Origin of the sequence: Nocardioides panzhihuensis (assembly GCF_013408335.1) — a bacterium.
Classification (GTDB): Bacteria; Actinomycetota; Actinomycetes; order Propionibacteriales; family Nocardioidaceae; genus Nocardioides; species Nocardioides panzhihuensis.
The window spans coordinates 1662232-1678825 of sequence record NZ_JACBZR010000001.1; the positions used below are offsets into that span (position 1 = coordinate 1662232).

The following is a 16594-nucleotide window of genomic DNA, read 5'->3' on the forward strand; positions in this document are numbered from 1 at the left end:
CCGCGCTAGGCCGGCGGCTTGCGGGCTTCGAGGAGATGGCGGGTGGAGTGTGCGACGAACGGCCCGTCCCGCTGGATGAGGTCGTGGAGGTCGCGAAGTCGGTCACGGTGCTTCTCGACGGTGAATCCCGGCACCCACCAGATCACCTTCCGCAGCAGGTACACGACGGCCGCGACGTCACGGATCTCGATCCGCAGCCTCGCGGTCTGCAGGTCGACGATCTCCAGCCCGGCGGCCTCTGCCGCTGCTGCCTCGTCTTCGGGACGGCGTCCTCGCCGGGCCTCGGGCTGGGGGCCGAGGAAGAACTCGATCAGCTCGAACACGCTCGCCGGGCCCACGTGCTGGGCGAAGTAGATCCCGCCCGGCCGGAGAACCCGGGCGATCTCGTCCCACCAGATCGACGCGGGATGCCTGCTGGTCACCAGGTCGAAGCCCTCGTCTGCGAACGGCAGCGGCGGCTCGTCCGGGTCGGCGACGACGACCACGCCGCGCGGATGCAGCAGTCGGGTCGCCTCGAGGACGTTGGGCGGCCACGACTCCGTCGCCACCGCGGTGGCGGGAAAGGTCCTCGCTTCGGCAAGGACCTCCCCGCCGCCGGTCTGGATGTCCAGCGACGCCGCTGCCCGCCTGAGCCGGTCGGCGAGCTGCCGGGCGTACCCCCAGCTGGGGCGCTCCTCGGTGGCCCGACCGTCCAGCCACGAGAAGTCCCACCCGGTCACGTCGGCGGCTGCCCCTGCTGCGATCAACGACTCGAAGGTGTCGGTCATGGCCACATTCTCCCCTCTCGGTCACCGAGTGGTGGCCCCGGTCCGCAGCAGGTCCAGGGTGCGCGGCTCGATGAGGGTCGAGAGGGTGACCACGCTGGTCGAGCGGACGACGGCGTGGGACTGGTCGATGCGGACGAGCACCTCCTGCAGCTTCGCGTGCGACCCGGTCGCGACCTTGCAGAAGACGTCGAAGGAGCCGGTGGTGACGTACGCCTCGAGGACCTCGGGGATCTCGGCGAGGTCGCGGCGTACGTCCTCGAGCGCGCCCTGGGAGATCTCCAGGGTCACGAACGCCTGCACGGTGTGGCCGGCGGCGGCCGGGTCGATCGTGGGTGCCCAGTCGCGGATCACGCCGGCCTCGGCCAGCTTGCGCAGCCGGCTCTGCACGGTGGCGCGGGCGACGCCGGCGACCCTGGAGAGCTCGAGGTCTCCGACGCGTGGGTGGGCGTGCAGCGTCTCCAGGAGAGTGAGGTCGAGGTCGTCGAGGTTCATGGCTCGATGATAGACAGATTGCCTAGCGTCGTACGGCGATAACTGGTCGGATCTGACAGATTGACCAGTGCGAAGTGGTCAACTTGTTTGGTGTGACTCGGCCCACTTGACTTGCCGCATGACGCTTGCAGACACCCTGACCAACCAAGAGAAGCTCGCCGGACTGGGGCTGGCCGAGCTGGAGCAGCTCGTCGGCCTGGTGGCCTACGACGACACCTCTGACCCGTTCCCGGTCACCGGCTGGGACGCGGTCGTATGGGCCGTCGGCAACGCCACCCAGACCGCCCACTTCTTCCAGAGCGCCTTCGGCATGGAGCTGGTCGCCTACTCCGGCCCCGAGACCGGCAACCGCGACCACCACTCCTACGTGCTGCGCAGCGGGGGAGTGCGGTTCGTGATCAAGGGCGGCGTCGCGCCGGACAGCGAGATCATCGCTCACCACGCCCGCCATGGTGACGGCGTCGTCGACATCGCCCTCGAGGTGCCCGACGTCGACCGCTGCATCAAGCACGCGCGAGCCCAGGGCGCCACGGTCCTGGAGGAGCCCCACGACGTGAGCGACGAGCACGGCACCGTACGCATCGCCGCCATCGCCACCTACGGCAAGACCCGCCACACGCTGGTCGACCGATCGGGCTACGAGGGTCCCTACCTGCCCGGTTACGTGACCCGCACCTCGACGCTGAAGAAGCCCGAGGGCGCGCCCAAGCGCCTCTTCCAGGCGCTCGACCACGTCGTCGGCAACGTCGAGCTCGGCAAGATGGACGAGTGGGTCGACTTCTACGGCCGCGTCATGGGCTTCACCAACATGGCAGAGTTCATCGGCGACGACATCGCCACTGACTACTCCGCGCTGATGTCGAAGGTCGTCGCGAACGGCAACCACCGGGTGAAGTTCCCGCTCAACGAGCCGGCGATCGCGAAGAAGAAGTCGCAGATCGACGAGTACCTGGAGTTCTACCAAGGCCCCGGCGCCCAGCACCTCGCGCTGGCGACCGGCGACATCCTGACGACCGTCGACGCGCTGCGCGACGCGGGGATCGAGTTCCTCAACACCCCCGACTCCTACTACGAGGACCCCGAGCTGCGCGCCCGGATCGGTGAGGTCCGCGTGCCGATCGAGGAGCTGCAGAAGCGCGGCATCCTCGTCGACCGCGACGAGGACGGCTACCTGCTGCAGATCTTCACCAAGCCGATCGGCGACCGCCCCACGGTCTTCTTCGAGCTGATCGAGCGCCACGGCTCCCTCGGTTTCGGCAAGGGCAACTTCAAAGCCCTCTTCGAGGCCATCGAGCGAGAGCAGGAGCTCCGCGGCAACTTCTGATCCCCGCTGGTCGAAGGCCACTTCGTTCAGACCTCGGAGCCGCTAGGCGGAGGCGTGTCGAGACCAACACAGTCGCGTACGAACTGTGTTGGTTTCGACACCGGCTCGCTGGCGCTCGACGAGCTCAACCAACGGTGGCCTGGCGGGCGAGGCGGACGGGAGCGTTGCCGGCGCCGTAGCCGTCGTAGCTCTCGCGCCGCTCGACGAGCTCGAAGAAGACCTCGCCGACGGTCTCGGTATAGCAGTGCAGGTACTCGCCGTCGGCGTCGCGGTCGTAGAGCAGGTCGAGGTCGCGCAGCGTGTCGACGAGGTCCTCGGCCAGACCGAAGCGGGCGACCAGGTCGTCGTAGTAGTTGCCCGGCACCGCGAGCGGCCGCAGACCGCGCTCCCGGGCGGCCGCCACGACGTCGATGATGTCGGGGCAGGCGAGCGCGATGTGCTGGGCGTGGCCCTGCTGATCGGTCGGGAGATGCCCGGACGGGAGCAGGTTGAGCGGAAGACGTACGCCGCCGGCAGGCGAGCTCATCACCTGGCTACGGACGAGGCCGGCGGGGCCGGCGACCTCCTGGCTCGGCTGCGGGGCCAGCGACAGCACGCTGGTGTAGAAGAGGACGGCCTCGTCGAAGCTGTGCCAGGGCTGGACCAGGTTGACGTGGTCGATGCGCGTGCCGCCGTCCACCGCGCCTGCGACGCCACCGCCGAACTCGCCGATCCAGTCTGCCGCGTGGGAGCAGAAGACCTCGGTGCCGTCGGGGGAGGTGAAGGCGCGCAGGGCCTGCTCGCCGGCGTACGTCCGGCGGTGGACGGGTGGCGCCATCAGTCGTGCGGCACGCTCCGCGGCCGGGTCTGAGTCGGGGACGTCGAAGCCGACGGCCGCGATGCGTGGTGAGGGCGAGCTGCTGGGCTGGTCGTTGCACACGATCCGGGCCTGGCCCCAGGTCCACAGGCGCACCTGCTTGCTGCGGTGACGGCCGCCGAAGTCGAAGCCGAGCTGCTCGAGCAGCACCTCGACGCCGGAGGTGTCGGCCGCCTTGATCTCGACGAAGTCGAAGGCCTCCGGTGCGGCGACGTCGGGCAGCCGGGGGAGGAGGCCGCCGTCATGTCCGGCCTCGTCGCCGAGCAGGTCGGCGGTGCGGTCGGCGAGCCAGCGCAGCGAGCGCTGTGCCTGGCGGGCGGTGCGCACCGGGTCGGTCTGGCGGAAGGTGTCGTTGAAGACCTCCAGCGACAGCGGCCCGTCGTAGCCGGCGCGGATCACGTGCGCGAGGAAGGCCGGCAGATCGAAGCTGCCCTCGCCGGGGAAGAGCCGATGGTGGCGGCTCCAGGAGAGCACGTCCATGCTGAGGGCGGGTGCGTCGGCGAGCTGCAGGAAGAAGATCTTCTCGGCCGGGATCTCCTCGATCTGCTTCGGGTCGTGGCCGCGCGAGAGGATGTGGAAGCTGTCCAGGCAGATCCCGACGTTGGGGTGGTCGGCGAGCTCGACGATGCGCCACGAGCGCCGGTAGTCGTCGACGAACCGTCCCCAGGCGAGTGCCTCGTAGGCGAGCCGGATGTCGTACGCCGCCGCGAGCTCGCCCAGCCGGCGCAGCTGTCGCGCGGAGACCTCGTCGTCGTCGACGGTCGCGGTGCCGACGTTGCTGCAGACCAGCATCAGGTCGATCCCGAGACGTCGCATGAGCTGGAACTTAGCCTCGGCGCGGCGCAGGACATCGGCGAAGACCGACTCGTCGACGCCCTCGGCGTCGCGGAACGGCTGGTAGAGGTCCAGCGTGAGCCCGAGCCGGTCAGCCAGTGCCCGGATCTCCTCGGGGGACTGGGGTGCGGCGACGAGATCGGGCTCGAAGATCTCGATCGCGTCGAAGCCGGCTTCGGCCGCGGCGTACATCTTCTGGACCAGGCCGCCGCTGAGGCAGACGGTGGCGATCGAGGTGCGCATGGGTCTCCGTTCGTGGCTAATGTACGAAACGGTACATACAATGGTCCGGCTTGGGAAGTGGGCTGTGCTCTAGGCTCGGGACATGGTCGACACGCAACATTCCGCCGAGAAGTCGGAAGAGCGGCTCCGAGACGCCGAACGCACCCGGGCCGAGCTGCTCGAGGTCGCGACCGAGGTGTTCTCCGAGCAGGGCTACTCGGGTGCGAGGGTCGACGAGATCGCGGAGCGCACCCGCACGACCAAGCGGATGATCTACTACTACTTCGGCGGCAAGGAGGGCCTCTACCTCGCCGTCCTCGAGGCCGCCTATCGTCGCATCCGGGAGGCCGAGCAGGGGTTGCATGCCGACCACCTGGCTCCGGTGGACGCGGTGCGCAGGATCGCCGAGCTCACCTTCGACCATCACCACGACCACCCGGGCTTCATCCGGCTCGTCTCGGTCGAGAACATCCACAACGGCCAGCACCTTGGGAAGGTCGAGTCGCTGCGCGACCTCGGCACTCCGGCAGTCTCCCTCCTCGACGACGTTCTGGCCCGCGGCCGCGCCTCGGGTGAGCTCCGCGGCGACGTCGACGCGGTCGACGTGCACATGCTGATCAGCTCCTACTGCGTCTTCCAGGTCGCCAACGCCGCGACCTTCGGGTTCCTCTTCGGCCGCGACATGCTCGCCCCCGACGTACGCGAGCGCCACCGCCGCATCCTCGGCGACATCGTCGTCGGCTGGCTCTCGGCCTAGCCAGAGCTGCCCCCTCCCTCGCCCGAGGCGTCACATACGTCGCCCGAGGCGTCACATACGTCGGCCGAGTTGGCACCGCGCTGCCAACTCGGCCGACGCGAGTGACGCCTCGGCCGACGCGAGTGACGTCTCGGCGGGGGTTGACGAGCCGAGGCCGGGTGTGATCCCCTTCACTACGTAACGTACTAGTTCGTACATTAAGGATCGCCCAGATGAAGTCTTCGTTTCTCGTCGGCCTGATCGGCGCGGGAGTCGGACCCTCGCTCAGCCCGGCGCTGCACATGCGCGAGGCGGCAGAGCATGGGTTGTCCTACGTCTACAAGACGCTCGACATCACGGCTCTGGGGATCCCCGCCGAGGGCGTGGGCGACCTGATGAACGATGCCCGGCGTCTCGGCTTCGACGCGCTCAACATCACCCACCCGTGCAAGGAGCTCGTGATCGAGCACCTCGATCGGCTCGACGAGACCGCGGCCCGCCTCGGCGCGGTCAACACCGTGGTCTTCACCGATGAGGGCGCGGTCGGCTACAACACCGACACGACCGGGTTCGGCCACGCACTGCGTACCGGGATGCCGGGTGCTCCGCTCGGCACCGTCGTGCAGCTCGGCGCGGGAGGGGCGGGCTCGGCCGTCGCCCACGCGCTCGTGACTCAGGGGGTCGAGAGGCTGGTCATCGCCGACATGGACCTCGACCGCGCCCAGGCGCGCGTCGAGGAGATCCGCCGTCACCACCCGGAGAGCACCGTCGAGGCCACCCACGTCGACAAGCTGGTCGCGCTTCTCCCCGAGGCCGACGGACTGGTCAACTGCACCCCGGTCGGCATGGCCGACCACCCCGGTACGCCGCTGGAGACGAGCCTCCTCCGCCCTGACCTGTGGGTGGCGGACATCGTCTACCGGCCGCTGGACACCGCGCTGCTCCAAGCCGCGCGTGAGGTCGGCTGCCGGACGCTCCACGGAGGCCACATGGCGGTCTACCAGGCCGTCGACGCCTTCCGGCTGATCACCGGCATCGACCCCGATGCCGAGCGGATGCTCGCCCACCTGCGCGAGCTCGCCGCAGCCGGCTGACCCCGAACCTGAACAAACATCCACCCCCCCCACCCGCCCGCGGTCAGGAACCGCGGACCTACCCGAGGAGGACCCGATGGCGGGACCTGACATCGAGAACAGCGAAGGCAAGACCCCGATCAGAGCCGCGCTGGCCAGCTTCATGGGCAGCGCCGTGGAGTACTACGACTTCTTCATCTTCGGCTCCGCCGCAGCCCTGATCTTTCCGCATGTCTTCTTCCCGACCGCCGGCGATGCCTCGCTGGTGATGTCGTTCGCGACCTTCGCGTTCGCGTACGTCGCCCGGCCGGTCGGCGCGGTCTTCGTCGGTCACTTCGGCGACCGCATCGGCCGCCGCAAGGTGCTGCTGTTCACGCTCCTGCTGATGGGTGGTGGCACGTTCCTGATCGGCTGTCTGCCGACCTTCGACCAGGTCGGCTGGCTCGCGCCCGGACTGCTGGTGTTCTGCCGGCTGCTCCAGGGCCTCTCGGCTGCCGGCGAGCAGGCCGGCGCCAGCTCGCTGACGCTCGAGCACGCGCCCGACGACAAGCGCTCCTTCTACACCTCCTGGACCCTGACCGGCACCCAGGGCGGCCAGATCCTGGCCGCGCTCGTCTTCATCCCGGTGGTCGCGCTGCCTGACGACATCAAGTACGGCATCGGCTGGCGGATCCCGTTCTGGCTCTCCGCGATCGTGGTGCTGGTCGCGTTCTTCATCCGCGCCCGCCTCAACGAGACGCCCGAGTTCGAGGAGGCCAAGGCCAACAACGAGGTCGCCAAGCTGCCCCTCGCGGTGCTGCTGCGCGACCACTGGGTCGACGTTCTGCGGGTCATCTGCTGCGCCTTCATCGCGGCCGTCTCCACGGTGTTCGGAAACCTCGCCATCGCCTATGGAGTCGAGATCGGCATGGTCGACTCGATCACGCTGTGGCTGGTCGTGGCCGCCAACGTCGTCGCGCTGTTCACCCAGCCGCTGTTCGGCCGCCTCGCCGACCGGGTCGGGCGCAAGCCCGTCTTCATCTACGGTGCGGTCGCCAGCGCGGTCATGATGCCGTTCTACCTGCTCTCGATGAGCCAGAGCAACGAGCTGCTCGTCTTCGCCCTCGCGATCATCACCTTCTCCTTCGGCTACGCGGCCGCCAACGCGGTCTGGCCCTCGTTCTATGGCGAGATGTTCTCGACCCCGGTGCGTTTCTCCGGTGTCGCGATCGGCACCCAGATCGGCTTCATGCTGGCCGGGTTCACGCCGTCGATCGTCACCGCCCTGGGCGGCGTGAAGGAGGGCGGCTGGGTCGTCACCGCGGGCTACACCGCAGTGGTCTGCCTGGTCGCGATCGTTGCCGCCAGCACGGCACGGGAGACCAAGGATGTACGCACCGCCGACCTCGGCGCTCGGCCGGTGACCCCGCGGGGCGCGGTGGTCTGACGCCTGGCGGCCCCGCCGGTCGACACGCTCGGCCGCAGGCGGCCTCGCGGCTCGACCAGCGGGGCGGGCGTCAGAGGCCGTGACGGTGGCGGTTGCGGCGGCGTACGACTTCCTTCAGATCCGCCACCGGACCCAGGTGGCCCAGCTTCTCGGGGTTGGTGACCGAGCGGATCCGCTGGATCTGGCCGTCGAGGATGTCGAGGGTCCAGGTGCCGAGGACGGAGCCGTCGGCGTCGCGCAGGATGGCGCCCGGCTCGCCGTTGAGCTCGCGCTCCTCCAGGCGGGCACCGATGGCGAGCAGCGGCGGCACCGCCGCGACCAGGATGCGTGCCGCCTTCTCCGCGCCGAACCGGCCGCCGGCGCCACCAGCCACGCCACCACCGTCGTTGACGGTCTCGACATCGGCCGCCAGCAGCGCCTGGAGCTGATCGAGATCGCCGTCGCGCAGCGCGTCGAAGAAGCGACTGGAGAGCTCGACCCGTTTGCGCCGGTCGGCCTCGAACCGTGGCTTGCCCTCGTCCATGTGGCGACGCGCGCGCGAGGCGAGCTGGCGGCAGGCGGCCTCGGAGCGATCGACCGCCGCGGCGATGTCGGCGAAGCCGAAGTGGAAGACCTCGCGCAGCACGAAGACCGCCCGCTCCAGCGGGCTGAGCCGCTCGAGGAGCAGCAGCGCGGCCATCGAGACCGAGTCGGCCAGCTCGGTCGCCCGCTCCGGGCTCGCGTAGATGTCCGCGCGCTCGTCCGCGTGGGTGTCGGTGGGCAGCGGATCGGGGAACCACGGACCGACGTACGTCTCCCGGCGCACCCGTGCCGAGCGCAGCACGTCGAGCGAGATGCGGGTGACCACGGTGGACATGAACGCCTTCAGCGAGTCGGGCTCGGTCGGGCTCGAGGCCAGCCGGATCCAGCTCTCCTGCACCGCGTCCTCCGCCTCGCTCACGCTGCCGAGGATCCGGTAGGCGATCGAGAACAGCAGCGGGCGCAGCTCCTCGAACTCGGCTTCAGGTGTCATGAAATGTCCTCCTCGGTCCATCTTGCCCTCTAGGACGAGGCAGCGCGGACGACTGTGACATGGCGCCAGACACCGCGCCCCGTCGGGTCGTACGCCTGCTGGAAAAGGTTCGACGCAGGTCAGGGTGCGCTGGGAGGATGGCGCCATGACCGTCGAGGAGGGTGAAGCGCCGGCTTCCTGCACCGTGCGCCGGGCGCATGCCGAGGAGTGGCAGAGCATCCGGGAGCTGCGTCTCGAAGCGCTGCGTGACCCGATCGCCCACCTCGCCTATCTCGAGCGACTCGAGGACGCCCTCCAGCGGCCGGACAGCTACTGGCGGGAGCAGGCGCAGACGGCCGCCGCCGGCACGTCCGTGGGGAAGTTCGTCGCGGTCGGCGAGCACGCCGAGTTCGTGGGGACGGTGACGGCACTCGTGACGGCGCCGGGCGAGCCCGACTACATCGGTGAGACGAGTGCACACGTGCGTGCCGCCATCGTGGGCGTCTACGTGCGACCGGACCAGCGCGGCGGCGGTGTCCTGCAGGCGCTTCTGTCGGAGACGGAGGCGTGGCTGCAGGACATCGGTGTCCAGCAGGTGCGCCTCCACGTCAACGAGGACAACGTCCGCGCGCAGGGCGCGTATCGCAAGTGCGGTTACGTCGACACCGGCACGCGGGTCGAGATGGTCGACGGGGTGAATCACGAGATGGTCCGCGAACTTCGAGCTACGCAGAGCGAACGCGGTCTCGACGAACAGACCACGGCCTGATCGGTCATGCTGCTGTCATGGGGCACCTGATCGCGGCCGGGCCGCGCCACTCGCTGGGGTTGTGCGCGGACGGGACGGTCCTCGCCACCGGTTCGGGAACGGCGGGGGAGTGCCGCACCGCTGACTGGACCGAGGTCGTCGAGGTAGCGGCGGGCAACGTGCACACCGCCTCGAACACGGGGCGGTCCCACAGCGTCGGTCTCCGAACCGACGGCACCGTGGTGGCGACGGGCTGGAACAACGAGGGTCAGTGCGAGGTGACCTCCTGGCGCGAGGTGACCGCTGTCGCCGCCGGTTGGCGCCGCACGCTGGGACTGCGGGCCGACGGCACCGTGCTCGCCGCGGGCAGGCGCACCGAAGGCGCCGGCGAGGTGGACTCGTGGCGCGAGATCGTCGCGCTGGCCTGCGGTGACTGGCACTCGGTCGGCCTCAGGGCTGACGGAACTGCGACGGCGGTGGGTAACGATCGCCGCGGGCAGTGCAACGTCGGTGCATGGGGCGACCTAGTCGCCGTGGCGGCGGGCTACCTTCACACAATCGGCCTGACCAGCTCCGGGCGCGTGCTCACGGCCGGCGATCGCAGCGCCGGGGCGGGTGGTGTCGAGACCTGGCGCGATGTCGCGGGAGTGGCCGCTGGCAGCTACCACACCGTCGCCGTCACCGCCGACGGCCGAGCATTGGCCGTCGGCGGCAACGACGCCGGCCAGTGCGATGTCGCCGACTGGCGCGAGATCGTCGCGGTGGCCGCAGGGTCCCGGCACACGCTCGGACTGCGGGCAGACGGGACCGTCCTCGCAGCCGGGAGCAACGAGCACGGTCAGTGCGACGTCGCTGGGTGGCCGCCGATCTGGTGAGCTCCCCGCTGTCGGTCCGCGGTCAGGAAGTCGTCGAGGGCGCGGCAACCGCCGCATGACGGCTGCCTGACCTCCTCCCGAAACCGCTGGACGAGACTTCAGCCGATATCTCAGCCGAGGAGGACGAAGACCGCCAGACCGGCGTACGCGAGGTTCACGACGCCCCGAGTGACGACGCCGCCGGTGGTGTCGCCGAAACGGGTCGCGCCCGAGGTGTGGCGGAGGTCGTCGAGGTGGACGAGCGTGTAGGCGAGAAATATCAGCACCGCCACGCCAGCCGCCCAGGGGCGGGTGACCGGGACCAGCAGACCGATCCCGATCGCCACCTCGGCGAGCCCGGAGACGTACACCGTCAGTCGCTTGGACGGCCACCACTCGGGGACGAGCGGCTCGACCTTGCCAGGGGCGGCCAGATGGGCCACTCCCACGACGAGCAGCAGCGCGGCCAGGATCCAGGCGACGACCGTGACGGCCAGGCTCACAGACTCGGCTCCTTCGCCGGCGGAACGACCGCTGCCGTCCGGACGCGACCGGCCCGCGATCGGTCCTTGAAGCCGATGGCGGACCCGGGTCGACGGGCCTCCATCGACAGGGCCCAGATCGTGCTGCGGCAGACCAGCTCCTTGACCTTCGCCGCGGGCACGCCGCGAAGCCGGGCGGCCACGGCCGAGTCGTCCCGGCGGGCGAAGTTCAGCATCCCCAGACCGCGACCGATGCTGATGCACTGCCCCACGAAGCCGATGCTGACCACCTCAGGGGTTGCGCCCGCGAGCCGGGCGAGCACCGTCTCCGCGGCCAGGGGCCCGAGCTGGTTGGCTGCCTGGCAGCTCATCCGGTAAGCCAGGCCCGACGGCGCCGCGGCGTCGCCAGTGGCGATGATTCGGTCGTCGTCGACGCTGGTCAGGGTCTCGTCGGTGATCAGTCGGCCGATCTCGTCGGTGGAGAGCCCGCTCGCGCGGGCCAGGTCCGGCGCAGCGAACCCGGCGGTCCAGATCGTCACCGTGCTCGGCAGTTCGCGACCGTTGTCGAGGCGTACGCTGCCGGCCAGCACCTCGGCCACCCGCGCCCCCTCGATGATGCCGACGCCCAAGCGCCGCAGATCGCGCTCGGCGTCAGCCCGGCCCTTCTCGTGCAACCACGGGCCCAGACTGTCTCCGCAGATCAGCGCAACATTGCGGCCGGCCTCGGCGAGCTCAGAGGAGACCTCGATGCCGGTCGGGCCGCCACCGACGACGACCACCGGTGCATCGGCGGGCGTCTTGTCCAGGGCGGCCCGCAGGCGGGTCGCCTCCTCGAAGGTCGCGACGCCGAAGGCGTGCTCGTGTGCGCCCGCCACCCGCGTGTCGCCGGTGCTGCCGACGGCGTAGATCAGGTAGTCGTACGCCACCTCCTGCCCGTCCTCGAGTGCGACCGTCCGGGCACCGGCATCGACGGCGCAGACCGTGCCGACGAGCAGACGGACCCGCGGACTCAGGATGTCGGCGTAGGCCACGACCGCATCGGACGATCCGGCCAGGAGCTGGTGCAGCCGGATCCGCTCGACGAAACGGTCGCGCGGGTTGACCAGGGTGATCTCGATGTCCTCGCGCTTGGTGAGCCGGTTCGCGGCCATCACACCCGCGTATCCGCCGCCGATGACCACGACCCGGCTCCTGCTGAAGGCTTCTTGGTTGCTCATACCCCAAGGACACCTGCGCCGCGAGATCTGTGACATCGGGAGGTTGTGAAGTTGAGAGTGAGCCATAGGCCGCTCTCAGCTTCACAACCTCCGCTCGATCAGGAGACCGTGATGGTGAACCTTGTCGTTGACCCGTCGGAGGCCCTGATCTTGCCGCGATACTTCCCCGGGGATTCGTACGCATGAGCAGCCGTCACCGCATAGACCCCGGCAGCGTGGAGCGAATCCCGGGGTTCAGACGCGGTGAACCGTGCGGAGGCCGGAGGCGACCCGTCCCCGAAGTCGACTGTCGCGGTGAGCGGTGCGGACAGTGTCGAGCCACCGGTGCCGTCCGCGTCGTCGACCTCGTCGACGGTGACCGTGGTCCCGTCCGTCTTGGTCCCGGGGGCGGCGAGCAGTCCGACCGACACCGATTCGACCGACCCTGCCGACACCGCAGCATCGGTCCCGGCCAGCTCCGTCGACCAGGCGATCTGCGGCCCGTCGTAGAAGTTGGTGCCGGCGGCAGCAAGTCGCGGACCGACCGAGGCGAGCCGCGCCGCGAAGTCCGACGGCGAGCGCCGCGACTCGGCGGTCCAGCCGTTCTCCCCGTGCGCGAGGACGCGTGGGAAGATCATGAACTCGGCCTGGTCGACGCCCCGGATCGTCTCGGACCACAGCGGCGCCTCGGTGCCGAGGATGTGCTCGTCCCCGACGCCCGCGACGACCTCCTGCGGGCTCCAGTCGTAGTAGTGCGCGACGTCGCAGTCGCCCGAGCACGCCCAGGAGAGTCCGATCGGCGTCTTCGCGTGATACTTCATGTCGAGGTAGGAGGTGTTGCCCGGCGAGACGAGCAGCTTGGCGCCGTCCTCGATGACGGCGCGCTTCGCGTGCTCGGTCGTGCCGGCCCAGTACTGGACACCATCACCGGCGGTGAGCCCGGCCTCGGCGTACTCGTTCCAGCCGATCGTCTTCTTCCCGAGTCCGTGGACGATCGCGAGCGCCCGCTCGACGAACGCCACGTAGCCCTCGTGGCCATATCGCTGCGTCATCGCATGCGACTCGTCGCCGCCGACGTGCAGGAACTCGGACGGCGTCAGCGCAGCGAGCTGTGAGAAGACGTGCTGGATGAACGTATAGGTCACCTCGGAGGTCGGATCGAGATAGGAGTAGCCGACGTCGATGGTCCCGTTGTGTGGTGCCACCGGCTCGTCCTCGGTCGCCGGGTGACTCGACCCGGCGGTGTTGAGCTGCGGGATCGCGGCCAGGGCGGCATTCGTGTGGCCGGGGATGTCGATCTCGGGGATGATCTCGATCTCGCGCTCGGCGGCATACCGCACCAGCGAGCGATAGTCGTCCTGGGTGTAGAACCCGGTGTGGCCGTCGGCGCTCTGATACGGGTTGCCGAGCACCGCGGTCGCACCCGAGACCCGCGTCAGCGCCGTGTAGTCGATGTCGTCGTCGGCCGCCCGACCGGAGTTGGTGATGTCGATCCGCCACCCTTGGTCGTCGGCCAGGTGCATGTGCAGCACCGAGATCTTGGCCGCCGCTGCGGCGTCGATGACCTGCTTGACCTCGTCGACCTCGAGGAACGAGCGGGCGACATCGAGCATGATCCCGCGATAGCTGAACCGCGGCGCGTCCAGGATCGAGACGGCCGGCACCGTCCAGTCGGTGTTCACCTGGACGGTGGATGAGGCAAACGCCGGCAGCAGCTGACGCAGCGTCTGGGTGCCGTTGAACAGCCCGTGGCGACTCGCCCCGGTGACCTTGACCCCGTTGGCCGTCGAGGAGATCTTGTACGCCTCCGGGTTGCCCTCGACCTCGCCGAACCCGGCCTCGGGGTCGATGGTCAGGACGACATCACGACGGGTCGACCTGCCGGCGACGACCGGGAGGTCGAAGCCGGTCGCCGGACGCAGGTCGGCGGCCATGAGAACGCCGACCTCGTCTGCGTCAGCGCCACGGGCGACGATCCGGGCCTGCTTGGTCAGGACGAAACCGGGCCCTCCTGTCGCGCGCACCTGGAGCGGGTTCGGCACCAGACCGGGCACTGGTGCCTCCGCTTTGCTCGGGAGCTCGGCCTGGGGCTGGGCAGTCGCTGGTGACGTGGTCGACGCGGCGATGAGCATGGCGGCGATGCCGAAGGCCAACGCCGTTGTCAGAATTTGGATAGGGCCCGAACGAATCATGCGCATGCCTCCATCGATGGCGAACTCGGTCGACCATCGAGGCTAGCGACGTTGGCGCCGCAGCGTCGTGGAAATCAGCGATCGTGGTTCGACCTCTGTCCAGGACCCGGGAGTGTGACGTCGACTGGAGCGGTCCGCGGTGGGGGGCGCGTGGCTCAGGCCAGGGCGGCGACGGCGTCCGCTAGAACATCGACGGACCGGGCGCGCTCGGGGAGGCTGCCGTCGGGGCCCAGGCTGAGCTGGAAGCCCATGAAGGCGGCGTCGATGACGTGGGCTGCTCGTTCAGCGACGGCGGGATCCACGCCGGACTTGTCCAGATGCCCGATGAGAACGTGCATCCACAGCGTGTTGGCCTCGCGGACCGCCGAGACGTACGGCTCCCTGCCGAAGAGACCGAGCGCGGCCGCCTCCACATAGATCCGGCTGCACCGATCGCCCTCCATCACCGCCCAGAGCTCATGGACAGCGGATCTCAGGTCCTTCGAGGGCTCGAGCGCGGCGACCTCGGCGACCGACCGCTCGTTCGACGTGCGGAGCACGTCGGCGACCAGCTGGTCCTTGGTGCCGAAGTGGTAGAGCAGGACTCGGTTGCTGGTGCCCAGCTCGGCGGCGAGCGGGCGCAGGCTCAGGCCGATCAGCCCGTGCTCGTGGACGTAGTCGGTCGCCAGCTCCGCCCAGGCGGCACGGCGCTGTGGATCTTTGGCGGGCGCGGTACGCGCGGTCGTCATGCGGCGACCCTAACAACCGGCGCCAGCCATTTGTATCAGTTGGAACAATTTTGTACCAACTGCAACAATTTTGTACCTCCAAGCCCTTGACCTGGCCCTTCATGTCCACGCAGGATCATGTGTAATTCACCCGCGGTTGCCTGTTGAGCAACCCGACGCCGGAGGTTGCATGAGCCAGATCTACATCGACGGACGCTGGGTGCCCGCCCAGTCGGGCGATCAGCGGGAGATCCGCTGTCCCGCCGACGGCGCGGTCGTCGGAACCGTTGCGGAGGCTGGAGCCGAGGACACCCGGGCCGCGATCGCTGCGGCGCGGAATGCCTTCGACAGCGGTGAGTGGCCGGCGACGCCCGCGCGGGAGCGAGGCGACCTTCTGCTGAGGGTCGCCGACCTGCTCGAGCGGGACACCGCGATCATCGCCCGCGCCGAGTCGCTCGACACCGGAAAGCGACTGGTGGAGAGCGAGTACGATGTGGCCGACGTGGTCTCGGTCTTCCGTCACTTCGGCCACATCGCCACCGAGGAAGCCGGGCGGGTGATCGACACCGGCAACCCGATCGTGAAGAGCCGGATCGTGCACGAGCCGGTCGGCGTCTGCGGGCTGATCACGCCGTGGAACTATCCGCTGCTGCAGGTGGCGTGGAAGGTCGCGCCGTGCCTGGCCGCGGGCAACACCTTCGTGCTCAAGCCCAGCGAGATCACGCCGCACAGCGCCATCCACCTGATGAAGGTGCTCGACGAGGCCGGCCTGCCGGCCGGCGTCGGCAACCTGGTGCTCGGTGAGGGCCCGACCGCGGGCGCCCCGCTGTCCGAGGACCCGCGCGTCGACCTGGTCTCCTTCACCGGCGGACTGGCCACCGGCAAGCGGCTGATGGTGAACGCCGCGGACACGGTGAAGCGGATCGCGCTCGAACTCGGCGGCAAGAACCCCAACATCGTCTTCGCAGACTCCGACCTGGAGACGGCGCTCGACTTCGCGCTGACCGCGGTCTTCCTCCACTCCGGCCAGGTCTGCTCCGCAGGCGCTCGGCTGATCATCGAGGAGTCGATCAAGGAGAAGTTCGTCGACGAGCTGGTGGCCCGCGCCGAGCAGATCCGCCTCGGCGGCCCGTTCGACGACGCTGCCGAGACCGGCCCGCTGACCAGCAGCGCTCACCGCGACAAGGTCGAGGCGTACGTCGCGAAGGGTCTGGCCGAGGGCGCCACCCTCCGCACCGGCGGCAAGCGCCCCGACGACCCCGCGCTGGCCGACGGCTTCTACTACCTGCCCACCATCCTGGACGACTGCACCACCGAGATGAGCGTGACGCAGGACGAGTCCTTCGGGCCGGTCCTCACCGTGGAGACCTTCACCGACGAGGACGACGCCGTCCGCATCGCCAACGACTCCATCTACGGGCTCGCCGGCGCGGTGTGGACCCGCGACGCCGGCCGCGCCGAGCGCGTCGCCGCCCGGCTCAGGATGGGCACCGTCTGGATCAACGACTACCACCCGTACGTCGCCCAGGCCGAGTGGGGCGGCTACAAGCAGTCCGGCATCGGCCGCGAGCTCGGCCAGGCCGGGCTCGAGGAGTACCGCGAGACCAAGCACATCTGGCACAACATCGACCCGAGCCCGCAGCACTGGTTCGCGCCCCGCGCCCAGGAGACCGGCACAGCGAAGGAGAACTGAG

General features: G+C 69.5%; 15 protein-coding genes. 7 read left to right on the forward strand and 8 right to left on the reverse strand.

Going from position 1 to position 16594, the window contains the following annotated elements; genetic code table 11:
• Window positions 1-5: 5 nt before the first annotated feature.
• Window positions 6-767 carry a class I SAM-dependent methyltransferase gene (locus tag BJ988_RS07755; RefSeq protein WP_179657499.1) on the reverse strand — a complete coding sequence of 254 codons (762 nt, stop codon included), beginning with the start codon at window positions 765-767 and terminating at the stop codon, window positions 6-8.
• Between the two features lie 21 nt (window positions 768-788).
• A complete protein-coding gene (locus BJ988_RS07760) occupies window positions 789-1259 on the reverse strand; it encodes an Lrp/AsnC family transcriptional regulator (protein WP_179657500.1) in 471 nt (156 codons plus the stop codon).
• Window positions 1260-1377: 118 nt separating this feature from the next.
• On the opposite strand from BJ988_RS07760, the gene hppD reads away from it, so the two are divergent.
• Complete coding sequence (gene hppD / locus BJ988_RS07765; protein ID WP_179657501.1) at window positions 1378-2583, forward strand: 4-hydroxyphenylpyruvate dioxygenase; 1206 nt, start codon at window positions 1378-1380, stop codon at window positions 2581-2583.
• A 124-nt stretch (window positions 2584-2707) separates the two neighbouring features.
• On the opposite strand, the gene BJ988_RS07770 is transcribed toward hppD, so the two are convergent.
• Window positions 2708-4516, reverse strand: a complete 1809-nt coding sequence (locus BJ988_RS07770) for a bifunctional sugar phosphate isomerase/epimerase/4-hydroxyphenylpyruvate dioxygenase family protein (RefSeq protein WP_179657502.1) — start codon at window positions 4514-4516, stop codon at window positions 2708-2710.
• An 82-nt stretch (window positions 4517-4598) separates the two neighbouring features.
• Here BJ988_RS07770 and BJ988_RS07775 point away from each other — a divergent pair, with 82 nt between their 5' ends.
• The 3 genes from BJ988_RS07775 (at window position 4599) to BJ988_RS07785 (ending at window position 7730) form a co-directional block, all read left to right on the forward strand.
• Window positions 4599-5252 (forward strand): TetR/AcrR family transcriptional regulator, encoded by a 654-nt coding sequence (locus BJ988_RS07775; RefSeq protein WP_179657503.1) that lies wholly within the window; start codon window positions 4599-4601, stop codon window positions 5250-5252.
• Between the two features lie 212 nt (window positions 5253-5464).
• A complete protein-coding gene (locus BJ988_RS07780; RefSeq protein ID WP_179657504.1) occupies window positions 5465-6325 on the forward strand; it encodes a shikimate dehydrogenase in 861 nt (286 codons plus the stop codon).
• A 76-nt stretch (window positions 6326-6401) separates the two neighbouring features.
• Window positions 6402-7730, forward strand: a complete 1329-nt coding sequence (locus BJ988_RS07785) for an MFS transporter (RefSeq protein ID WP_179657505.1) — start codon at window positions 6402-6404, stop codon at window positions 7728-7730.
• Window positions 7731-7800: 70 nt separating this feature from the next.
• On the opposite strand, the gene sigJ is transcribed toward BJ988_RS07785, so the two are convergent.
• Entirely contained in the window at window positions 7801-8742 is a 942-nt protein-coding gene (sigJ, locus tag BJ988_RS07790) for an RNA polymerase sigma factor SigJ (protein WP_179657506.1), read from the reverse strand.
• A gap of 145 nt (window positions 8743-8887) precedes the next feature.
• Between sigJ and BJ988_RS07795 the strand changes: the two genes are divergently transcribed.
• On the forward strand, window positions 8888-9490 hold the full coding sequence (locus tag BJ988_RS07795; protein ID WP_179657507.1) for a GNAT family N-acetyltransferase: 603 nt from the start codon (window positions 8888-8890) through the stop codon (window positions 9488-9490).
• 17 nt (window positions 9491-9507) lie between these two features.
• Window positions 9508-10344 (forward strand): RCC1 domain-containing protein, encoded by an 837-nt coding sequence (locus BJ988_RS07800; protein WP_179657508.1) that lies wholly within the window; start codon window positions 9508-9510, stop codon window positions 10342-10344.
• Window positions 10345-10454: 110 nt separating this feature from the next.
• Here BJ988_RS07800 and BJ988_RS07805 read toward each other — a convergent pair whose 3' ends face one another.
• The 4 genes from BJ988_RS07805 to BJ988_RS07820 all read right to left on the reverse strand — a co-directional run bounded on the left by BJ988_RS07805 (window position 10455) and on the right by BJ988_RS07820 (window position 14921).
• Entirely contained in the window at window positions 10455-10826 is a 372-nt protein-coding gene (locus tag BJ988_RS07805; protein WP_179657509.1) for a DoxX family protein, read from the reverse strand.
• Entirely contained in the window at window positions 10823-12022 is a 1200-nt protein-coding gene (locus BJ988_RS07810) for an NAD(P)/FAD-dependent oxidoreductase (protein ID WP_179657510.1), read from the reverse strand. Before BJ988_RS07810 ends, BJ988_RS07805 begins: the two co-directional genes overlap by 4 nt.
• A 98-nt stretch (window positions 12023-12120) precedes the next feature.
• The gene (locus BJ988_RS07815; protein ID WP_179657511.1) at window positions 12121-14055 is read right to left on the reverse strand and encodes a family 20 glycosylhydrolase; all 1935 of its coding nucleotides are present in this window, start codon (window positions 14053-14055) and stop codon (window positions 12121-12123) included.
• Between the two features lie 293 nt (window positions 14056-14348).
• Window positions 14349-14921: a TetR/AcrR family transcriptional regulator gene (locus BJ988_RS07820; protein ID WP_179657512.1), complete on the reverse strand. Its 573-nt coding sequence runs from the start codon at window positions 14919-14921 to the stop codon at window positions 14349-14351.
• Window positions 14922-15090: 169 nt separating this feature from the next.
• On the opposite strand from BJ988_RS07820, the gene BJ988_RS07825 reads away from it, so the two are divergent.
• A complete protein-coding gene (locus tag BJ988_RS07825; RefSeq protein ID WP_179657513.1) occupies window positions 15091-16593 on the forward strand; it encodes an aldehyde dehydrogenase family protein in 1503 nt (500 codons plus the stop codon).
• Window position 16594 lies beyond the last annotated feature (1 nt).

What these genes read in the sequence shown, in the direction of transcription:
- BJ988_RS07800 (WP_179657508.1), top strand. Translation starts at nt 9,508, where the DNA reads ATGGGGCACCTGATCGCGGCCGGGCCGCGCCACTCGCTGGGGTTGTGC.
- BJ988_RS07795 (WP_179657507.1), top strand. Translation starts at nt 8,888, where the DNA reads ATGACCGTCGAGGAGGGTGAAGCGCCGGCTTCCTGCACCGTGCGCCGG.
- BJ988_RS07785 (WP_179657505.1), top strand. Translation starts at nt 6,402, where the DNA reads ATGGCGGGACCTGACATCGAGAACAGCGAAGGCAAGACCCCGATCAGA.
- BJ988_RS07825 (WP_179657513.1), top strand. Translation starts at nt 15,091, where the DNA reads ATGAGCCAGATCTACATCGACGGACGCTGGGTGCCCGCCCAGTCGGGC.
- sigJ (WP_179657506.1), bottom strand. Translation starts at nt 8,742, where the DNA reads ATGACACCTGAAGCCGAGTTCGAGGAGCTGCGCCCGCTGCTGTTCTCG.
- BJ988_RS07770 (WP_179657502.1), bottom strand. Translation starts at nt 4,516, where the DNA reads ATGCGCACCTCGATCGCCACCGTCTGCCTCAGCGGCGGCCTGGTCCAG.
- BJ988_RS07755 (WP_179657499.1), bottom strand. Translation starts at nt 767, where the DNA reads ATGACCGACACCTTCGAGTCGTTGATCGCAGCAGGGGCAGCCGCCGAC.
- BJ988_RS07820 (WP_179657512.1), bottom strand. Translation starts at nt 14,921, where the DNA reads ATGACGACCGCGCGTACCGCGCCCGCCAAAGATCCACAGCGCCGTGCC.
- BJ988_RS07760 (WP_179657500.1), bottom strand. Translation starts at nt 1,259, where the DNA reads ATGAACCTCGACGACCTCGACCTCACTCTCCTGGAGACGCTGCACGCC.
- hppD (WP_179657501.1), top strand. Translation starts at nt 1,378, where the DNA reads ATGACGCTTGCAGACACCCTGACCAACCAAGAGAAGCTCGCCGGACTG.
- BJ988_RS07780 (WP_179657504.1), top strand. Translation starts at nt 5,465, where the DNA reads ATGAAGTCTTCGTTTCTCGTCGGCCTGATCGGCGCGGGAGTCGGACCC.
- BJ988_RS07810 (WP_179657510.1), bottom strand. Translation starts at nt 12,022, where the DNA reads ATGAGCAACCAAGAAGCCTTCAGCAGGAGCCGGGTCGTGGTCATCGGC.
- BJ988_RS07775 (WP_179657503.1), top strand. Translation starts at nt 4,599, where the DNA reads ATGGTCGACACGCAACATTCCGCCGAGAAGTCGGAAGAGCGGCTCCGA.